The organism is Serratia sp. OLAL2 (assembly GCF_002752475.1).
GTDB classification, from domain to species: Bacteria; Pseudomonadota; Gammaproteobacteria; order Enterobacterales; family Enterobacteriaceae; genus Serratia; species Serratia bockelmannii.
Genome location: NZ_MSTL01000018.1, coordinates 703,319 through 722,930 on the forward strand (window position 1 = coordinate 703,319; position 19,612 = coordinate 722,930).

21 protein-coding genes are annotated in these 19,612 nt (G+C 62.5%); 15 read left to right on the forward strand and 6 right to left on the reverse strand.

Annotated elements, in window-relative coordinates:
• Positions 1-302: 302 nt before the first annotated feature.
• Positions 303-1,217: a LysR family transcriptional regulator gene (locus tag BVU99_RS16655; protein ID WP_025302729.1), complete on the reverse strand. Its 915-nt coding sequence runs from the start codon at positions 1,215-1,217 to the stop codon at positions 303-305.
• Between the two features lie 103 nt (positions 1,218-1,320).
• Here BVU99_RS16655 and BVU99_RS16660 point away from each other — a divergent pair, with 103 nt between their 5' ends.
• Positions 1,321-2,487 (forward strand): MFS transporter, encoded by a 1,167-nt coding sequence (locus BVU99_RS16660; RefSeq protein WP_099816839.1) that lies wholly within the window; start codon positions 1,321-1,323, stop codon positions 2,485-2,487.
• Here the strand turns inward: BVU99_RS16660 and guaD are convergent.
• Positions 2,469-3,785: a guanine deaminase gene (gene guaD, locus BVU99_RS16665; protein ID WP_099816812.1), complete on the reverse strand. Its 1,317-nt coding sequence runs from the start codon at positions 3,783-3,785 to the stop codon at positions 2,469-2,471. The two genes, BVU99_RS16660 and guaD, sit on opposite strands and share 19 nt — an antisense overlap.
• 187 nt (positions 3,786-3,972) lie before the next feature.
• On the opposite strand from guaD, the gene BVU99_RS25010 reads away from it, so the two are divergent.
• The 6 genes from BVU99_RS25010 (at position 3,973) to ydfG (ending at position 9,754) form a co-directional block, all read left to right on the forward strand.
• Positions 3,973-4,155, forward strand: a complete 183-nt coding sequence (locus BVU99_RS25010; protein ID WP_127146125.1) for a hypothetical protein — start codon at positions 3,973-3,975, stop codon at positions 4,153-4,155.
• Positions 4,156-4,213: 58 nt separating this feature from the next.
• Positions 4,214-4,738: a ferric citrate uptake sigma factor FecI gene (gene fecI, locus BVU99_RS16670; RefSeq protein WP_043143252.1), complete on the forward strand. Its 525-nt coding sequence runs from the start codon at positions 4,214-4,216 to the stop codon at positions 4,736-4,738.
• Positions 4,735-5,691: a ferric citrate uptake sigma factor regulator FecR gene (gene fecR / locus BVU99_RS16675; protein WP_060447217.1), complete on the forward strand. Its 957-nt coding sequence runs from the start codon at positions 4,735-4,737 to the stop codon at positions 5,689-5,691. The genes fecI and fecR overlap by 4 nt, the downstream gene beginning before the upstream one ends.
• A gap of 115 nt (positions 5,692-5,806) precedes the next feature.
• Positions 5,807-8,158, forward strand: a complete 2,352-nt coding sequence (fecA, locus tag BVU99_RS16680; RefSeq protein ID WP_099816811.1) for a TonB-dependent Fe(3+) dicitrate receptor FecA — start codon at positions 5,807-5,809, stop codon at positions 8,156-8,158.
• Between the two features lie 199 nt (positions 8,159-8,357).
• Positions 8,358-8,879 carry a GNAT family N-acetyltransferase gene (locus BVU99_RS16685; RefSeq protein WP_025302723.1) on the forward strand — a complete coding sequence of 174 codons (522 nt, stop codon included), beginning with the start codon at positions 8,358-8,360 and terminating at the stop codon, positions 8,877-8,879.
• A 125-nt stretch (positions 8,880-9,004) separates the two neighbouring features.
• Entirely contained in the window at positions 9,005-9,754 is a 750-nt protein-coding gene (gene ydfG, locus BVU99_RS16690) for a bifunctional NADP-dependent 3-hydroxy acid dehydrogenase/3-hydroxypropionate dehydrogenase YdfG (RefSeq protein WP_099816810.1), read from the forward strand.
• Between the two features lie 36 nt (positions 9,755-9,790).
• Here the strand turns inward: ydfG and BVU99_RS16695 are convergent, their stop codons facing one another.
• Positions 9,791-10,117, reverse strand: coding sequence for a YnfA family protein (locus BVU99_RS16695; protein WP_025302721.1), 327 nt, complete (start codon positions 10,115-10,117; stop codon positions 9,791-9,793).
• Between the two features lie 148 nt (positions 10,118-10,265).
• On the opposite strand from BVU99_RS16695, the gene BVU99_RS16700 reads away from it, so the two are divergent.
• Positions 10,266-10,634 (forward strand): DUF1283 family protein, encoded by a 369-nt coding sequence (locus BVU99_RS16700; RefSeq protein ID WP_099816809.1) that lies wholly within the window; start codon positions 10,266-10,268, stop codon positions 10,632-10,634.
• A gap of 89 nt (positions 10,635-10,723) precedes the next feature.
• Positions 10,724-11,023, forward strand: coding sequence for a DUF1161 domain-containing protein (locus BVU99_RS16705; protein WP_019455911.1), 300 nt, complete (start codon positions 10,724-10,726; stop codon positions 11,021-11,023).
• Between the two features lie 50 nt (positions 11,024-11,073).
• Here BVU99_RS16705 and BVU99_RS16710 read toward each other — a convergent pair whose 3' ends face one another.
• The gene (locus tag BVU99_RS16710) at positions 11,074-12,561 is read right to left on the reverse strand and encodes an MDR family MFS transporter (RefSeq protein ID WP_049203477.1); all 1,488 of its coding nucleotides are present in this window, start codon (positions 12,559-12,561) and stop codon (positions 11,074-11,076) included.
• Between the two features lie 509 nt (positions 12,562-13,070).
• On the opposite strand from BVU99_RS16710, the gene BVU99_RS16715 reads away from it, so the two are divergent.
• From BVU99_RS16715 to clcB, 5 genes are all read left to right on the forward strand, one after another.
• Entirely contained in the window at positions 13,071-13,787 is a 717-nt protein-coding gene (locus tag BVU99_RS16715) for an ABC transporter permease (protein WP_043143261.1), read from the forward strand.
• Positions 13,788-13,851: 64 nt separating this feature from the next.
• Complete coding sequence (locus tag BVU99_RS16720; protein WP_204317362.1) at positions 13,852-14,709, forward strand: glycine betaine ABC transporter substrate-binding protein; 858 nt, start codon at positions 13,852-13,854, stop codon at positions 14,707-14,709.
• Between the two features lie 8 nt (positions 14,710-14,717).
• Complete coding sequence (gene osmW, locus BVU99_RS16725; RefSeq protein ID WP_015377782.1) at positions 14,718-15,368, forward strand: osmoprotectant ABC transporter permease OsmW; 651 nt, start codon at positions 14,718-14,720, stop codon at positions 15,366-15,368.
• The gene (gene osmV / locus BVU99_RS16730; RefSeq protein ID WP_016927861.1) at positions 15,365-16,504 is read left to right on the forward strand and encodes an osmoprotectant ABC transporter ATP-binding protein OsmV; all 1,140 of its coding nucleotides are present in this window, start codon (positions 15,365-15,367) and stop codon (positions 16,502-16,504) included. Before osmW ends, osmV begins: the two co-directional genes overlap by 4 nt.
• Positions 16,505-16,629: 125 nt before the next feature.
• The gene (clcB, locus tag BVU99_RS16735; protein WP_060447221.1) at positions 16,630-17,931 is read left to right on the forward strand and encodes a voltage-gated ClC-type chloride channel ClcB; all 1,302 of its coding nucleotides are present in this window, start codon (positions 16,630-16,632) and stop codon (positions 17,929-17,931) included.
• On the opposite strand, the gene BVU99_RS16740 is transcribed toward clcB, so the two are convergent.
• Positions 17,928-18,320 carry a helix-turn-helix domain-containing protein gene (locus BVU99_RS16740; RefSeq protein ID WP_043143268.1) on the reverse strand — a complete coding sequence of 131 codons (393 nt, stop codon included), beginning with the start codon at positions 18,318-18,320 and terminating at the stop codon, positions 17,928-17,930. The genes clcB and BVU99_RS16740 overlap by 4 nt on opposite strands.
• A gap of 69 nt (positions 18,321-18,389) precedes the next feature.
• Between BVU99_RS16740 and BVU99_RS16745 the strand changes: the two genes are divergently transcribed.
• Positions 18,390-18,884, forward strand: a complete 495-nt coding sequence (locus tag BVU99_RS16745; RefSeq protein WP_043143271.1) for a DUF2938 family protein — start codon at positions 18,390-18,392, stop codon at positions 18,882-18,884.
• Between the two features lie 5 nt (positions 18,885-18,889).
• Here BVU99_RS16745 and bioD read toward each other — a convergent pair whose 3' ends face one another.
• Positions 18,890-19,555, reverse strand: a complete 666-nt coding sequence (bioD, locus tag BVU99_RS16750) for a dethiobiotin synthase (protein ID WP_025302714.1) — start codon at positions 19,553-19,555, stop codon at positions 18,890-18,892.
• Positions 19,556-19,612: the final 57 nt, after the last annotated feature.

A 19,612-nucleotide genomic window follows, 5' to 3' on the forward strand; every position in this document is an offset into this window, starting at 1 on the left:
TATGATATCGGGCGTTCCGAATAAATGCAATGTTTTTTACGCACTTACCCAGCCACATAGCCGTATATCACTATGCATATCAATAAAAAACCAATAAAGAGCCTCCTAATCAAATAACTCTATTCATTCTATCTCTCGCCATATGTAATAGGCAGCGGCGTGACCGCCGGATCGAGCAGCAATGTGGATAAACGCATCAAATCGAAACGCCTCCATGTCCACGGAATAAGGTCTCGGGGAATGGCTCCCTCTGAGTCACCTCCTAGCTTAGGGCAGTTGGCAGTTTGAGCAAAAACAAGTGATTAGACGTGAGCCGCCTCGCCGACCTGCTGTATCAGAAAGGTCAGCAGCGCGCGCGTTTTGGCCGGCAGATAGCGGCGACCGGGGTAAACGGCATACAGCTGCAGCGGCGCCGGCGGCAGTGCCAGCGGCACCTCAACCAAACGGCCATCGGCCAGAAACGGCCGGCAGCCGAGCTCGGAGAGCATGGCGAACCCCACGCCGGCCAAGGCCGCCTTCAGCGCCATCTCCCCGCTATTGACGCGATAGCGCGCATTGACCGGGACGGTAACGAAGGTTCCGTCCGGGCGGACGAACTGCCACGGCATGCCCTTCAGCGCATCCACCGTGCTGATGCAGGGCAATTGCGTGAATTGTTCAATCTCCGACAACGGCGACCACTGCGCCAGCAACGCCGGAGCGGCCACCACGATGCAGGGGAAAGACGCCAGCGGCTGCGCGACATAGTCGCTGTCGTCCAGCATGCCCCGGCTGATCATCACCGCCAGATCGACATCGTCGAGCAGCGACGTCATACCCGCCAGGTTAGTCACGCAGCTGATTTCGATCTGCGGATGCTGCAGGGCGAACGCCGCCAGCGGCTCGCCCAACAGGTATGGCCCCACTTCATTGGGCACGCACAGGCGCAGCGGCCCACGCAGCTGTTGCTGCCGTTCGCTGAGGGTTTGCGCGGTGTGTTCCAGCGACGCCAGCAGCGGCTGGGTGCGTTCATGCAACAGTTGGCCGTTCGGCGTCAGCCGCATCGAGCGAGTGCTGCGTTCGAGCAATCGCTGCTCGAGCTGGCGCTCCAGCTGAGAGATATAGCGGCTGACGTTGGAGGTCGGCATCGCCAGCGCCCGCGCCGCCCCGACGAAGCTGCCTTGCTCCACCACCGCCACGAAGATGCGTAACAGGTTTAAATCCAATTTATCGCGCATGATTATCCCTGATTTGATAACAAACCATGCCATTTCTACCATCTAATCCCGATCAACGCCAAGCGCTACACTGCCGGCCTGACTCTGCAACCGATAGATGCTTATGACACCCACGAGAAAGCTGACGGCGATAGCGCTGGTCATCGCCTTTATTCAGTTCACCAACGCACTGGAATACATGGTATTCAACCCGATATTCCTCTACATGGCCGCCGACTTTTCCGTGCCCGTCAGCTACGCCGGCTATGTCAGCGCGGCCTATACGCTGGCGGCGGTGATTTCCGGCATCGGCGCATTTTTCTGGATCGGCGGCGTTGAGAAGCAGCGCTTTCTGATGCTCAATGTCACGCTACTGGGCGTGACCACCTTATTGATCGCCACAACCCAGCAGTTTTACTGGCTGTTAGCGCTGCGGCTGCTGGCCGGGCTGTTGGGCGGCACCACGATGGGCGTCGGGATCGGCTTGCTGCTCAACGCCGCGCCGGCCGCGCTGCACGGCAGAATGCTGGCGACGGTGATCGCGTCTTTTTCGCTGGTGAGCATTGTCGGCATGCCGGGCATGCTGTACCTGTGCGAAGTGGCAAGCTGGCACGTTGCGCTGGCGGCTATCGGCGGGCTGTGTCTGCTGGCGGCGGTGTTGGTGGCGCTGTTCGTTCCCAGGGATGCGCCGCAGCCACAGGCTGCCGCGCCCGTCACGCTCGATCGCCGGTTGTTGCTGTTCGCCGCCGCCGCCGGCCTGACGCAGTTCAGCCCAATGCTGCTGATCCCGGTGCTGGCGCCGCTGCTCACCCAGCGGTTACAGGTGGCAGACGCGCATTTGTCCTGGCTATTTTTCATCGGCGGCGTGGCCGGTTATCTGGCGACCGTGCTGGCAGGCCGCTGGCTGCAACGCTTTGGTGCCGTGACGCTGACGGTGGGCGCCACGCTGTTGCTGCTGGGCAGCCTGTGGCTGGTGGCGCGCGGTGGCGATCGCGGTGAACTGTTCATGGTCGCGTTTCTCGCGGCGGCCTATGCGCGGCTGGTGGCGATCTCTTCCCTGAGCATGCGCTGGCCGGACAATCGGCAACGCGCCGCCTTCGGCGTACTGCAAACCGCCCTGATACACCTGAGCGCCACGGTGGCCTTCTTGCTCTCCTCCACGCTGCTGAGCGGCGGCCTCACCCCGCTCAGTTTGCAACGTCTGTTATGGCTGTGCGCGCTGAGTGCCGTCGCCGTCGCACCGCTCAGCGTTTGGCTGCAGGCGCGGCTGTGTCAGCGCGACGCCTCATAAACCACCTTACCATTCACATAGGTGCGATAAATGTTGCGATCGTCTCCCAGGGTCATCAGCACGAACCCTTGCTCCGCAGACGTGGCGCTGTTGGCGTAGCGCAACTGCTGCAGCGGCGTGACCGCCGGATCGAGCACCACGAAATCCGCCTCTTTGCCGACGTTGAAGTTGCCGATTTTGTCGTCCAGCGACAGCGCGCGGGCGCCGCCCAGGGTGGCGTGATAGAACGCTTCTACGGCAGAGAGCCGGTAATGCTGCAGTTGGCCGACCTTGTACGCCTCACCCAGCGTGCGTAGCATATTGAAGGTGGTGCCGGCCCCTACGTCGGTGCCGATACCGAGCTTCACCCGCTTGCGCCAGGCCTGCTGCAGGTCAAACAGCCCGCTGCCGAGAAACAGGTTGGAGGTGGGGCAAAAGGCGATTGCCGAGCGGGTCTCGCACAGGCAGTCCCACTCCTGCTCCTCCAGGTGCAGGCAGTGGGCGAACACGCTTTTGCTGCCGGTCATGCCGTAGCGGTGGTAAACGTCCAGATAGCTTTGGCTCTGCGGGAACAGCGCTTTTACCCAGGCCACTTCCTGCGGATTCTCGCTCAGGTGCGTCTGCAGCCAAACGTCGGGGAATTCTTCGCGCAGCCGCTGCACCTGCGCCAGCAACGCCGGCGTACTGGTGGGCGCAAAGCGCGGCGTAATGGCGTAACCGAGGCGGCCTTTGCCGTGCCAGCGTTCGATCAGTTCACGCGTTTGGCGGTAACTCTGCTCCGGCGTTTCCAGCAGCGCCTCCGGCGCATGGCGATCCATCATCACCTTACCGGCGATCAGGCGCATGTTCAGCGCTGCCGCCTGGCTGAACAGCGTATCGACCGACTGCGGATGCACGGTGCCGAACACCAGCGCGGTGGTGGTGCCGTTGCTCAACAACTCCCGCAGAAAGAAGGCCGACATCGCATCGGCGTGCTGCTCGCAGCCGTAACGGCTTTCGGTCGGGAAGGTGTAATTGTTTAACCAGTCCAGCAGTTGATCGCCATAGGCGCCAATCATTTCGGTTTGCGGATAGTGGATATGGGTATCGATAAACCCCGGTACGATCGGTTTGTCGCGATACTCCGTGACCGCGAAGCCCGGTGGCAGCAGCGCCTCGCCCTGCTGCCAGCTGCCGAACCAGACGATGACGCCGTCGTTCAGCAGCAGCAAACCGTCGGGAACATGCCGCAGGCGTTCCTCGAGCTGTTGCGGCGCCTCCACACAGGCGGCGATATCAAAAAAATTGCCACGAATAGCCGTGGTGAATTGCAGTGCCATTATTTTCTTCCTTGTGACGGCCGGCCAAGCCCACCCGCGTAATAACTTGCGATGATGAAACAAGGCCTTTTTTACCCAAACATAAAGACCGGATTAAGCATAGCAAGCCGTGTGCCAACAGGCGGTCATAAAATATATTTTTATTTAAAAACAGATTGATACTAATTCAACCAAAGAAAACCAACCGATGAAAAAGAATAAAACGCGTGGCGGTCTTCAACGGCAGACGAATAGCAACCGTTTGCTTGCCGAAATAACACCGCGCCGCTGCACCTTTATTGGGCAAGCGGATAATTTCGCGGCCGTGACGTTTATTCCAACACGATGCAAAGCGGTCTGGCCCATTCCGCAGGCCACCCGACAAACTTGAAACGATAACCATTCTCAATTATCATCCGCGCATCTTTTTGACCAGCAATGCGAAAACCATGTCCGCCACCGCTTCCGCCCCGCACACCGCGCTGTCGCGCCTTTACGCCACCCATCATGCCTGGTTGCAGGGATGGTTGCGCAGGCGGCTGGGCTGCGCGTTCGACGCGGACGATGTGGCGCAGGACACCTTCATGCGTCTGCTGAAAAGCGACGCCGCGGCGACCCTGCGCGAGCCGAAAGATTTTCTGGTCACCGTCGCCAAGCGGGTGATGGTCGATCTGTTCCGCCGCAGAACGCTGGAACGCGCCTATCTGGAGATGCTGGTGCTGATCCCGGAAGGCTACGCCCCGTCGCCGGAGCAGCGCCAGAGCCTGCTGGAAAGCCTGCAGCAGATCGACGCCATGCTCGATGGCCTGGGGCCGAAGGTAAAACAGGCCTTTCTGTTGTCGCAGCTCGAAGGTCTGGGCTATGCGGACATCGCCGCGCGCCTCGGCGTGTCGGTCAGTTCGGTTAAAAAATACATGGCCAAAGCCACCGAGCATTGCCTGCTGTTCAGCCTCGAAAACGACATTTATTCATGAGCAACGCCATCACCCCCGAGCAGCGCCAGGCGCTGAAAATGGCCGCACACTGGTATGCCCTGCTGTGCGATGAGCACGTCACCGAACGCCAGCGCCAACAATGGCAAGCCTGGCACCAGCAGCATGACGATCACCGCTGGGCCTGGCAGCGCGTCGAAGCGCTGCAGAGTCAGTTGCAGGGCGTGCCGGGCAAGTTCAGCTACCGTGCGCTCGATCGCGCCGACCGCCAGTCGGCGATCGATCGCCGCACCCTGCTGAAGAGTCTGCTGTTGCTGCTCGGCGTGGGCGGCGGCGGATTCTTCTACCAGTCGCCGCTCGGCCGGGAGCTGCGCGCCGACTACCGCACCGCCACCGGCGAAATCAAACCCATTGTGTTAAGCGACGGCACCCAACTGGTGTTGAACACCGCCAGCGCGGTAGACGTGCATTACGACGATCGCCAACGGTTGATCCGCTTGCACGCCGGAGAAATCAGCCTGGTGACCGGACGCGATCCCCGGCCGCTGTGGGTACAAAGCCCGCAGGGGGCGATGCGCGCGCTCGGCACCCGTTTTTTGGTGCGCGAGAGCGACGGCGAAACGCGCCTGGCGGTGCTGGAACACGCGGTCGAGGCGCAGCTGGCGCAAGACGCGCAACAAAAGCGCCGGGTGAACGCCGGAGAACAGATCAGCTTCAGCACCACGGCCTTCAGCGACAAACAACCGGCCACGACGGAGGACGGCTGGCTGCGCGGCGTGTTGAGCGTCAGCCAGTGGCGGCTGGACCGGGTGATCGCCGAACTGGCGCGCTACCGGCGCGGCCACCTGAGCTGCGATCCGGCCGTCGCCGGCCTGCGCGTCAGCGGCAGTTTCCCGCTCAACGATACCGATCGCGCCCTCGCCCTGCTCAGCCAGACCCTGCCGGTGCGCCTGCAGAGCTTTACCCGCTATTGGCTGCAAATCGTCCCCGCCTGAATCTTTTTAAATAAAAATGATAAAAAATCGCATTCTTGATTGTCCCTTTTGCTTCGCTCATCCGACTCCCAGGAAAACACTGCAGCAATAAATAAAAAATGATTCAGGAGAAGGTATGAACAACGCTTGGGGAAAGGTCGCTCCGGCTTCGCTTTGGGGAAAACGGGCCACGCCGCTGGCCGTGGCCATTGGCCTGGTCTTCGCTGCACCGCTGGCGGCGCTCGCCGCCAGCGGTGCAGCGACCTATCACATTCCGGCCGGTGAGCTGGATGGCGCGCTGAACGCGTTCGCCGCGCGCGCCGGCATCGCGCTCTCGGTGGACGGCACGCTGACCGCCGGTAAACGTTCGCCGGGCCTGAGCGGCAGCTACGGCGTCGATGACGGCCTGAACGCCCTGCTGGCGGGCAGCGGCCTGCAGGCTAAAGCGCTCGGCAACAACGGTTACACGCTGGCCAAACTGCCGCAGCCACAGAAGGAAGAGGACATCACCGTGGTCGGCGACTGGTTGGCGGAAGGCCGCCAGATCGACGTGTTCGAACATCCCGGTGCACGCGACGTAGTGCGCCGCGAAGACTTCGTCAAAACCGGCACCACCACCGTGCGCGAAGCGTTGAACCGAGTGCCGGGCGTAGTGGCGCCGGAGAACAACGGCACCGGCAGCCATGACATGGCGCTGAACTTCGGCATTCGCGGCCTCAATCCGCGCCTCGCCAGCCGCTCCACCGTGCTGATGGACGGCATCCCAGTGCCCTTCGCCCCTTACGGCCAGCCGCAGCTGTCGCTGGCGCCGGTCTCGCTCGGCAATATGGATGCGATTGACGTGGTGCGCGGCGGCGGCGCGGTGCGCTACGGGCCGCAGAGCGTCGGCGGCGTGGTTAACTTCGTCACCCGCGCCATCCCGAAAACCTTCGGCATGGAGGCCGGCATGCAGGGGCAGCTCAGCCCGACCTCGCGCCAGGATCACCCGAAAGGCACCGGCAACCTGATGATCGGCGGCACCGCCGACAACGGCTTCGGCGCGGCGCTGCTCTACTCCGGCACCCGCGGCAGCGACTGGCGCGAGCACAGCGCGACCAAGATTGACGACGTGATGCTGAAAAGCCGCTACGCCCCGAACGAGGTGCACACCTTCAACAGCCTGCTGCAATACTACGAAGGCGAAGCGGACATGCCGGGCGGCCTGAGCCGGGCGGACTACAACGCCAACCCATTCCAGTCGACGCGCCCGTACGACAAGTTCTGGGGCCGCCGCCAGTTGGCCAACTTCGGCTATCAGTATCAGCCGGATCAACAGCATAAGTTCGACGTGCAGAGCTTCTACACCTACACCCTGCGCAGCGGCTATCTGGATCAGGGTAAAAACCTGACGCTGTCGCCGCGCGAATACTGGGTGCGCGGCGTGGAACCGCGCTACAGCCAGAGCTTCCGCTGGGGCGATTCGGCGCATGAGGTCGGCGTCGGCTACCGCTACGTCAGCGAATCCACCCACGAGCTACGCTACACCAGCAAGGCCAGCACCGGCAGGCTGCCGTCCACCGCCAGCCCGTACGATCGCGACACCCAGTCCGGCACCGAGGCGCACGCCTTCTATATCGACGATCGCATCGACATCGGCGACTGGACTATCACGCCGGGCATGCGCTACGAGTACATCAAGTCGTATCAGAACAACTACATCAAGAACAACCGCCTCGACGTTAGCTATAACGCACCGCTGCCGGCGTTGAACGTGATGTATCACCTGAACGAATACTGGAACCTGTACGCCAACACCGAAGGCTCCTTCGGCACCGTGCAATACAGCCAGATGGGCAAAGCGGTCGACAGCGGCAAGATTGAACCGGAGAAGGCGCGCACCTGGGAGCTGGGCACCCGCTACGCCGGCGATGCGCTGACCGGCGAGATCGGGCTGTTCCTGATCAACTTCAACAACCAGTACGACTCCAACCAGGTGACCGACAGCGTGACCGCGCGCGGCAAAACCCGCCACGCCGGGCTGGAAGGCAACCTGCGTTACGATCTGTCGCAGCTGACGCCGAAACTGGACGACCTGACCGCCTACGCCAGCTACGCCTACGTCAACGCCACCATCCGCGAAGACGGCGGCTACAAGGGCAACCAGGTGCCGTTCTCGCCGAAGCATAAAGGCACGCTGGGGCTGGACTACACGCCGGGCAACTGGGCGTTTAATCTTAACGGCGAGTTCCAGTCCAGCCAGTTCGCCGACAACGCCAACACCGTGGCGGAAAGCACCGACGGCAGCACCGGCCGCATTCCCGGCTATATGCTGTGGGGCGTGCGCGCCGCCTATGATTTCGGCCCGGAAATGGCCGGTCTGAATCTGGGCGTCGGGGTGAAAAACCTGTTCAACCGCGAGTATTTCACCCGCGCCTATGACGACAACAACAAAGGTCTGTACATCGGCCAGCCGCGCACGATCTATCTGCAAGGTTCGGTGAAGTTCTGATCTTCAGCGGCGGGCGCGGTTAACCGTGCCCGCCGCCTTTCCCATCAACGTGACGATGTCACATAAAACCACTCCTCCGCGCCGCCGCAACGGCGAAAAATAAGTCGCTTCTGACGCCAATACGCGTAGTATCGACGATCCGCCCCGATTTATGGGCGCGGATTTTTTGCCGTTCTGGCCTGAAAAGCGAGGGAATAAGATGAATCATAATGACCTTTCTCAGTGCCGCGTGGACACCGACCGTTTGTTGATTGCCCCCTTTACCGCAGCAGACGCCGACGATGTTTACCAGGCGATCACCCCCACTCTGACGCGCTTTATGACCTTTGAGCCGGAAGCGTCACCGGAAGATTTCGCCAACGTCTGGCAAGGCTGGCTGCCGCTGATGCGCGAAGGCGAAGAAGTGATCTTCGTCGCCCGCCGGCGCGAAGACCGAGAGTTCGTCGGCGTCGGCGGCGCACACAACCTGCGCAGCCACACCCCGGAGCTGGGCATCTGGGTCAAAGAGAGCCTGCATGGCCAGGGTTACGGCCGCGAAATCGTTGAGAGCATCGCGCGCTGGGTCAGCGAACGCTTTCAGCCGCAGCACCTTATCTACCCGGTGGCCGAACAGAATACCGCCAGCCGCCGCCTCGTCGAGTCGCTGGGCGGCGTGCTGGCCGGCCGTTGCGAACGCGTCAAGTATGACGCCGTGGTGTACCACCTGCCGCCTCAGCGCTAATCAGCATCGGGCCGCCGGCCCGGTGTGACCTTTTTTGCTTTCCGCCGTGATAACCGCTGCCACTGCCTGCGGCTTTGTGCTAATGATAGAGGTATGTAGGGTAAAAACAGTTGAGGAACAGCAACATGATTATTTTTGTTACCGGCGCCACCTCCGGTTTCGGCGAAGCCATTGCGCGCCGTTTTATCCGTGAAGGCCACCAGGTGATCGCCGCCGGGCGCCGCCTTGAGCGTCTCGAAGAGCTGCAGGACGAATTAGGGCAAGCGCTGCACATCGTGCGGCTCGACGTGCGCAACCGCGCCGCCATTCAACAGGCGATCGAAGCACTGCCGGCCGAGCTGCGTCAGATCGACGTGCTGGTGAACAACGCCGGGCTGGCGCTGGGGCTGGAGCCGGCGCACAAGGCCAACGCCGATGACTGGGAAACCATGATTGACACCAACGCCAAAGGGCTGGTGAACATGACGCGCGCGCTGCTGCCGGCCATGGTCGAACGCAACGTCGGCCACGTGATCAACATCGGCTCCACCGCCGCCAACTGGCCTTACGCCGGCGGCAACGTGTACGGCGCCACCAAGGCGTTCGTCAAACAGTTCAGCCTGGGCCTGCGTGCCGATCTGCACGGCACGCGCATCCGCGTGACCGATATCGAGCCGGGCCTGGTGGGCGGCACCGAGTTTTCCAACGTGCGCTTCAAGGGCGATGACGGCAAGGTCAATAAAACCTACGAAGGCGCCGATGCGCTGACGCCGGAAGACATCGCCGAGTCGGTGTTCTGGGTCGCCACGTTGCCGGCGCGCGTCAACATCAACACGCTGGAAATGATGCCGGTCAGCCAGTCCTTCGCCGGGCTGAACATCAACCGCGGCGCCTGATCCCTGGCGGCGGGAGGCGACTCCCGCCCTGTTTCCTCAGGCCGCGCGCCAGCCGGAAACGATGATCAGCATGCCCACCAGCGCCACCCCGGCGCCCACCCAGTCCAGCGCAGACAGCTTCACCCCATCCACCACCCGCAGCCACAGCAGCGCCGTCGCCACATACACGCCGCCATAGGCCGCGTAGACTCGCCCGCTGGCCGCCGGATGCAGTGTCAACAGCCAGACAAACAGCATCAGGCTTAATGCCGCCGGCAGCAGCAGCCAGGCGCTGCCCTGCTTCTTGAGCCACAGGTAAGGCAGGAAACAGCCGATAATTTCGGCGAGCGCAGTGGCGAAAAACAACAGCGTGGTTTTTAACATCGGTCGCAGTTTTCTCTCGATAAAGTAAACGAATCGGCGCTTGGCTGGTGAATTCCAGGAACGCAGTGGTATATTTGTCACCACGCCTGCGGGCGAGGTAACGCCAGTGCCGCCATCATCAGGCGCACTCACTCATAAGGATGAAACGATGAAAACATTTTCGACCCAACGACTGCTGCGCGGGATGCTGCCGGTCGCCATGCTGGCCGTTATGGGCGCCTGGCAGGCGCCGGCGCTGGCCGCCACCTGCACTCAGGGCAGCACCTGCGTCACCGTCGATGGCAAAGGCAGCGGCGCGATGAGCACCGAAGAAGCGCGCCAGAGCAAAGAGCTGTGGAATGATACCAAAACCCTGCGCCACAAGGTTAACACTCGCGTCGAGAAAGAGTTCGACAAGGCCGATCGCGCCGCGGATGACGAAGACCGTTGCAACGACAGCAACAACGTCAACGCCTACTGGGAACCGGACACCCGTAAATGCCTGGATCGCCAGACCGGCCGTCGGATTAATCCTTAATCCGCCTGCGGCGGGCGGGCAAGCGTGAAACCCGGTCGCCGTTGCTGCTATCCTGTTACAGGAAGTCCATTGTCTAAAAGGATGACGTAATGAAAAAAACGCTGATATTAACCGCTGTGTTGCTGGCCGGCGCCCCGCTGGCGGCACTGGCCTCCTGCGAAAGCGTGAAAGCGGACATTTCGCAAAAAATCGTCAATAACGGCGTACCGGAGTCCGGCTTCAAACTGGAGATCGTGCCCAACGATCAGGCCGATCAAGCGGGTGGCCAGGTGGTCGGCCACTGCGAAAACGACACCCAGAAGATCGTCTATACCCGCCTGAACAACGGCGACGATCGCGGTGACGCGGCGCAGACCGGCACCAGCCAGGATACCTCCAACACGCAGTAAGCCACACCGGCTATCCCGGGCGCTCTGCAGCAGCGCCCTTTCCTTCTCCCTTACGCCTGCTCCGCCTCTTCTTCTTCGCCCTGCGGCCGACAACGCGCCGGGATCAGCATCGCCGCCGCCAGCGCCAGCAACGACACCAGCGCCGACACCAGAAATACCCAATGCAGCGAAGCCGCCACCTGCTGGGTCAGCTGCGCCAACGCCTCGCTCCCCATGCTCTGGCGCACCGCCGGTTCCATCAGACGCTGCACCGGATCGTCAATCTCCGGCAAACGCCACTGCAAGTTGAGATTCAGCGTCGCGCCCAGAATAGCGGTGCCGATGGCCGAGCCCACCATACGGGTAAACACGGTACAGGCGGTGGCGATGCCGCGAATGCTGTAATGCGCCGCGTTCTGCACCGAAACCAGAAACGTGGTGTTGCACAACCCCATACCGGCGCCGACCATAAACGCCGCCACCCGGCCCCACAGCAGGCCGCCCGCCGGCTGCAACAGCAGCAATATCAGGCCGCCCGCCACCAACAGCAGCGCCCCCAGCAGCGCCGTGGCGCGATACGAGGTCATCAGCATCAAACGGCCGCTCAGCGTGCTGGCCAGCGGCCAACCGATCGACATCAGGGCCAGCGTGGTGCCCGCCTCCAGCGGCGAGCCGCCCATCACGCCCTGAATGAAGGTGGGCAGGAAAGCGCTGATGCCCATCATCGCCGCACCGATCACCAGCCCGCCGATGTTGCCGGCGACGATCACCCGGCTTTGCCACAGCGCCAGCGGGAACAACGGTTCGACCGCACGCCGCTCCTGGCGGACAAGCAGCGCCAGCGACGCCGCCGCCAGCGCAAACAGCGGCGCCACCCACCATCCCAGACTTTCCATCTGCAACAGCGCCAGCAGCAGCGCCGAAACGAACAGCGTCAGCCAGGCGGTGCCCGCCAGATCCAGCGCGTGCCGCCGCAGCTGCTGATGCGCCGGCAGATAGCGCCAGAGGAAGAACATCGCCAGCAGGCCGATCGGCAGGTTAACCCAGAACACCAGCGCCCACGGCAGATGCTGGACGATAAACGCCCCCAACAGCGGGCCGATGATCGCCGACACGCCCCATACGCTCGACAGGTAGCCCATCACCTTCGGCCGCTCGGTGGCGCTGTAGATGTCGCCGATGATGGTGGACGCGATCGGCATGATGGCGCCGGCGCCCAACCCCTGCAGCAGACGAAAGCCGATCAGCCAATACATGTCGGGGGCGAAGCCGCACAGCACCGATCCCAGCAGAAACAGCGTGGCGCCGAAGAAGAACACCCGCTTGCGGCCGTAGAGATCCGCCAGCCGCCCGTAGATGGGGATGGTGATCGCCTGCGCCAGCAAATAGACCGCGAACACCCAGCCCAGCAGCGAGAAGCCGCCGAGATCGCCGATGATGGTCGGCATGGCGGTGGCGACGATGGTGGCTTCGATCGCCGACATGAACATCGCCAGCATGCAGGCGATCAGAATCAGCGGGCGGTGAGCGATGGGTGCGGGTGAAACGTTATTTGTCATGGCGTTATGCAGCTTTCCTGGCGTTTTTATTTTCTCTGAGTATATCAGCAAGCGCCTGCGCCGAGTCTATCCGCCCTCACATCCTGTCTTTGCCGGCGGCGAATCGCACCATTTGGACTCATTGTTACGGCGTAACGTTATGCGGCGGATTTTTTTCACTTTCCATGCATCCCAGCGCTGACGCGGGCTGAGGCGCAGATCGGCGTAAACTCAATCACCTGATTTTGTTCATAAAACTTGGCACGACCAACGACAGGGTGCTATACCTTCCCTAGCCGACGCCTTTGGGCTTCGTGCTTTCTCGGGTTTAAATATCAGTATCTTATGCTGATTAACTCACGTATTGAGCCTACGTTCAGCACGCTGTGCCGAACGCACCCTTCGCTCAATGTCGCTAACCTCATGCGAAACGCCCGTTTTGTACCGCCACGCCCGCCGGGCCGTGGGTAACAATCAGAGCGGAATGCGCCGTCTCGTCGGCCGCTCCGCGCAACGGAGGACGCAACATCATGCACAAGTCAGCGCCATACCGGCGCCTGCTCCTCGGGAGCCTGCTGTTTATCGCCGTCATCGCGCTGCTGGTTTACGGCATCGGTTGGGACACCCTCAAGTCGCGCCGGGAAGATTTGATCTATCTCGGCCAGCAACACATGTTCCTGGTGGCCTGCTCCATGCTGCTGTCGCTGCTGGTCGGCATTCCCAGCGGCATCCTGCTGAGCCGCCCCTTTGCCCGCCGCTGGGCGGAACACGTGATGCAGATCTTCAACGTCGGCAACACCCTGCCGCCGCTGGCGGTGCTGGCGCTGGCGATGGTAATCATCGGCATCGGCGATCGGCCGGCGGTGGTGGCACTGTTCCTCGCCTCGCTGCTGCCCATCGTGCGCAATACCTATGCCGGCCTGCGTTCGGTGCCACCGGCGCTGGTCGAGGCCGCCAACGGTATTGGCATGACCGCCGGGCAGCGACTGCGGCAGGTTGAACTCCCTAACGCGCTACCGGTGATCTTCGCCGGGGTGCGCATCGCAATGGCGATTAACGTCGGCACCGCGCCGCTGGCGTTTTTAATCGGTGCCAGCAGCTACGGCGAGCTGATCTTCCCCGGCATCTACCTGAACGACTTCCCGACGCTGATCCTCGGCGCCGCCGCCACCGCGCTGATCGCCCTGCTGCTCGATCTGGCGCTGGCCGGTCTCGGCCGCCGGCTCAGCCCGCACACCGCATCCTGATGGGAGAAACGCGATGACTCGATGGTTACAACCACTCCGCCACGCGCTGCTGTTCTCCTTGCTGATGACCGGCGCGGCCGCCTGGGCCGCCCCGCTGACGCTGGCGAGCAAGAACTTTACCGAACAGCGCATTCTGTCGGCGATCACCGTGCAATACCTGCGGGCCAAAGGTTTTCAGGTCGAACCCAAGACCAATCTGGCCACGGTGATCACCCGCAACGCGATGATCAACAAACAGATCGACATGACCTGGGAATACACCGGCACCTCGCTGATCATCTTTAACCACATCAATAAGCGCATGACGCCGCAGGAAACTTACGACACGGTGAAAAAACTCGACGCCAAGCTAGGCCTGGTGTGGCTGCAGCCGGCGGACATGAACAACACTTACGCCTTCGCCATGCAGCGCCAGCGCGCGGAAAAAGAGCAGATTCGCACGATGTCGCAGCTGGTGGCCAAAGTGGAACAGGTGCGTAAAACCGACCCGAAACACAACTGGCTGCTGGGGCTGGACCTGGAGTTTGCCGGCCGCTCGGACGGCCTGAAGCCGATGCAGGCGCTGTACGACATGCCGCTCGATCGCCCGCAAATCCGCCAGATGGACCCCGGCCTGGTCTACAACGCCATTCGCGACGGCTTCGTCGACGCCGGGCTGGTGTACACCACCGACGGTCGGGTGAAAGGGTTCGATCTGCAGGTGCTGGAAGACGACAAAGGCTATTTCCCGAGTTATGCGGTCACGCCGGTGGTGCGCGCCGACGTGTTGCAAAACACGCCGGGGCTGGAAGCGGCGCTGAACACGCTGTCGAAACAGTTCAATAACCAGGTCATCACCGAGCTTAACGCCAAGGTAGATATCGACTACCAGACGCCGCAACAGGTCGCCGACGCGTTCCTCAAGCAGCGCGGCCTGATTTAGGAGACATGATGAATACCTTACTTTACGCCTGGCAAAACTGGGCCTATATCGCCGGATTGACGCTGGAACACCTGCTGCTGGTCGGCGTCGCCGTCGGCCTGGCGATCCTGATCGGCGTACCGCTCGGCGTGCTGATTGTCCGCCACAAATGGTTGGCGACGCCGGTGCTGAGCCTGGCCACGCTGGTGCTGACCGTGCCCTCCATCGCCCTGTTCGGGCTGATGATCCCGCTGTTTTCCTTAATCGGCCACGGCATTGGCTACGTACCGGCGATCACCGCGGTGTTCCTCTACTCGCTGCTGCCGATCGTGCGCAATACCCACACCGCGCTCGACAACCTGCCCGGCGGGCTGCGCGAAGCCGGCCGCGGCATCGGCATGACGTTCTGGCAACGCCTGCGCTGGGTTGAGATCCCGGTGGCACTGCCGGTGATTTTCGGCGGCATTCGCACCGCCGTGGTGATGAATATCGGCGTGATGGCGATAGCCGCAGTGATCGGCGCCGGCGGCCTTGGCCTGCTGCTGCTCAACGGCATCAGCAGCAGCGACATCCGCCAGTTGATTACCGGCGCCGTGATGATCAGCCTGCTGGCGATCGTCCTCGATTGGTTATTGCACCGCTTGCAAATTGCGCTAACGCCCAAGGGGATCCGCTCATGATTAAATTGGAAAATCTGACCAAACAGTTCATGCAGAAGAACGGCACACCGTTCAACGCCGTCGACAACATCAATCTGGACGTGCCGGAAGGCGAAATCTGCGTGCTGCTCGGCCCTTCCGGCTGCGGCAAAACCACCACGCTGAAGATGATCAACCGCCTGATCGAACCCACCGGCGGCACCATTCTGATCAACGGCGAGGACACCAGCGCGCTGGATACCGTCAGCCTGCGCCGCAAAATCGGCTACGTCATCCAGCAGATCGGTCTGTTCCCCAACATGACCATCGAGGAGAACATCACCGTAGTGCCGCGCATGCTGGGTTGGGACAAAAAACGCTGCCACGATCGCGCCGAGGAGCTGATGAGCATGGTGGCGCTGGATCCCAAGCGCTTTTTGCACCGCTACCCGAAAGAGATGTCCGGCGGGCAGCAACAGCGCATCGGCGTGATCCGCGCGCTGGCCGCCGATCCGCCGGTGCTGCTGATGGATGAGCCCTTCGGCGCGGTAGACCCGATCAACCGCGAAACCATCCAGAACGAGTTTCTCGACATGCAGCGCCAGCTGAAAAAGACCGTGATGCTGGTCAGCCACGACATCGACGAAGCGCTGAAGCTCGGCGATCGCATCGCGGTGTTCCGCCAGGGCAAAATCGTGCAGAACGCCAGCGCCGATGAGCTGCTGGCGCGCCCGGCGAACGACTTCGTCGCGTCCTTTGTCGGCCAGGATCGCACGCTGAAGCGCCTGCTGTTGGTGCAGGCCGGCGACGTGGCCGATCAACAGGAAACGGTGACGGTGCGCCGGGAGACGCCGCTAGTGGAGGCGTTCGGTCTGATGGACGATATCGACGCCCGCTCGGTGACGGTGGTGGATGCCGACGGCAAACCGTTGGGATACGTCAAACGCCGTGAGGCGCGCGGCGCGCCCGGGGTCTGCGCCGACAGCCTGCACCGTTTCCGCGTCACCGCCCGTGCGGAGGAGAACCTGCGCGTGGTGCTGTCGAAACTGTACGAGCACAACACCTCCTGGATGCCGATCGTCGATGAAGACGGCCGCTACAGCGGCGAAATCTCGCAGGATTATATCGCCGACTACCTCAGCTCCGGCCGCACGCGCCGGGTGTTGACGCCGCAATAACCCCCGCCGGGGCGCTCGCCGCCCCGCCTATGCCGCAGTTTGCTAAAGATTCACTGGTCATCGGCCGGAGCGCCAAGCACAATGCGCTGATGACCCTTTGATTTTTCTCACGACGCCGCCCACGCATGAAAAGATTGGTCCACCTGCACCACTATCGCGCCCTGCTGCGCAGCCTGCTTATCGCCGTGTTTATCGGCGTCGCCGCCGCCCTGGCGGTGTGGCTGTTCCACCGTTCGATGATTGGCCTCGAGTGGCTGCTGCTCGGCAATGCCGACGGCAGCCTGGTGGCCGCCGCCGCCGCGCTGCCCGGCTGGCGACGCGCGCTGACGCCCGCGCTGGGCGGTCTGGCGGCGGGCCTGCTGCTGTATATTCACCAGCGCTACCGCCACCAGCGTCCGGCGGCGCCCACCGACTATATGGAAGCGATTGAGACCGGCAACGGCAAGCTGGATACCGGCGCCAGTCTGGTGAAGTGTCTGGCGTCGCTGCTGGTGGTGTCGAGCGGCAGCGCCATCGGCCGCGAAGGCGCGATGATCCTGCTGGCGGCGCTGGTGGGCTCGTTGTTTGCCCAGCGCTTTACGCACGAGAAAGAATGGAAACTGTGGGTGGCCTGCGCTGCCGCCGCCGGGATGGCCAGCGCCTATCATGCGCCGCTGGCGGGCAGCCTGTTTATCGCCGAGATCCTGTTCGGCACCCTGATGCTGGCCTCGCTCGGCCCGGTGGTGATCGCCGCAGTGAGCGCCCTGCTGATGACCAACCTGCTCAACGGCGGCCAGGCGCCGCTCTACCTGGTGACGCCGCTATCCGCCCCTCTGCCGACACAATACCTGCTGATGGCGCTGGTCGGCGTGGTGGCCGGCGCCGGCGGGCCGCTGTTTTTATGGCTGATGACCGCCACCGGCCGCGCGTTCCGATCGCTGCGGTTGAAGCCGCCGTTGCAGCTGGCGTTGGGCGGCCTGATCGTCGGGCTGCTTTCGCTGCTGTTCCCACAGGTGTGGGGCAACGGTTACAGCGTGGTACAGGCGCTGCTGATTGCGCCACCGGGGGTGTTGCTGCTGGGGGCGATCCTGGTATGTAAACTGTTGGCAATCCTTGCCAGCAGCGGGTCGGGCGCACCCGGCGGGGTCTTCACCCCGACGCTGTTCGTCGGCGCCGCGCTCGGCTCGATCATCGGTCAGCTGTTTGGCCTGTGGCCGGGCATGGATGCGGCGGTGCCGCTGCTGCTGGCGCTGACCGGCATGGCTACCCTGCTGGCCGCCACCACCCATGCGCCGATCATGGCGGCGCTGATGGTGTTTGAAATGACCGGCGAATACGCGCTGCTGCCCGGCATTCTGCTGGCCTGCGTGATCGCCACCACCGTGTCGCGCGGCCTGCGGCCGGTGTCGGTGTACCACACGGCGGCGCCGCCCAAACGCGAGGCTTAGAACTCACCCTGCTGCAATATTTTCCTGAACTGCGGGCACTGCAGGTGCTCGGGTTCAGGACAATCGACCATGTGCCGCAGCCCGTCGCGCACCTGCATCAGGCGCTGGATATGGCGATCAAGCTCATCCGCCCGCGCCGCCAGCAGCCCGCGATCGATCGCGATTTGGCCCCGTTCGTCAAACAAGGCACTCATCTCATCCAACGTAAAGCCGGCCAGGCGCGCGAGCGCAATCAGCCGCAGTTGATCGAGCACCCCGGCGGCGTATTGACGGCGCAAACCGTGGCGGCCTATCGACGCAATCAGCCCCTTTTTCTCGTAATGCCGCAGCGCAGAAGGCGCGACTCCGCTCAGGCGCGCCACCGCGCCGATATCCAGTTCTTTTGCCATTGACTTGAAGCCGACTTTAAGTTGCACACTGTGCGCACATTATCACGTCACTGAGTTAAGGACACCCGTATGACCCCCGATATGTTAGTGCGCATCCTGTTAACCGGCGCCGGCGCCACCCTCTGCATGGATTTGTGGGCGTTGCTGCTGAAGCGGCGCTTCGGCATCCCTTCCCTCGATTACGCGCTGGTGGGCCGCTGGTTTCTCGGCATGTTCGACGGCCGCTGGTTTCACGCCACCATCGTCACGGCGCCGCCGCGCCAGGGTGAGAGAAAAATCGGCTGGATACTGCACTACGCCATCGGCTTGGCGTTCGCCTTTATCCCGCTCGGTTTGGCGGGCATCGAGTGGTATGCGGCGCCGGAACCGCGCATCGCGCTGTTGAGCGGCTGGCTAAGCCTGGCGGCGCCGTTTCTGGTGATGCAGCCCGCGCTGGGCTTTGGCGTGGCGGCGGCGAAAACCGCCAATCCGCGCAGGGCGCGGCTCCTCAGCCTGCTCACCCACACGGTGTATGGGCTGGGCCTGTTGATCGCCGCCCGATTGTTGGCGACGTTCTGTGCCTGAATGGGCTACAGCAACGTGGAAATATCGAGGTAGTGCGCCAGTTCGCGCTGCTCCGCGCGCGGCAGATACGGAATTTCACCCAGCAGCGGCGCGGAAATGCGCTGCTGCAGCGCCGTGATGGTTTCGGCGTAGTGCGCCAACCCCGGATTGATGCGGTTGGCCACCCAGCCCAGCAGCGGCAGGCCGTCGTTGATGATCGACTGCGCGGTCAGCAGCGCGTGGCTGACGCAGCCCAGCTTGATGCCCACCACCAGCACCACCGGCAGTTGCTCCTGCACCACCCATTCGGCGTACGGCCGCAGATCGTTCATCAGCACGCGCCAGCCGCCGCTGCCCTCCACCACCACCGTATCGGCTTTGGCGGACAGATCCCGCAGGCCGCTGCTCATCAGGCCATAGTTGATATCCTCGGTCGCATGCGCGTGAAACACCTCATCCAGACAAGTGATGGGGTTGATCTCCTCGTAGGACAGCGGCAAGGTTGAAGATGCCTGCAACACCAAAGCGTCTTTATTGCGGATGCCCTCGCTGGTTTCCTGGCAGCGCGCGGCGATCGGCTTGTAGCCGGCCACTGAACGGCCTTCGGCGGCCAGAGCCTGCATCAACCCGCGGGAAACCACGGTTTTACCGACGTCGGTATCCGTGCCTGTCACAAATAAACGCTTCAACATGAATAAAATGCCCCAGAATGCCCCGTTAACAATGTGTCGCCGCATCGGCGGCGAAGA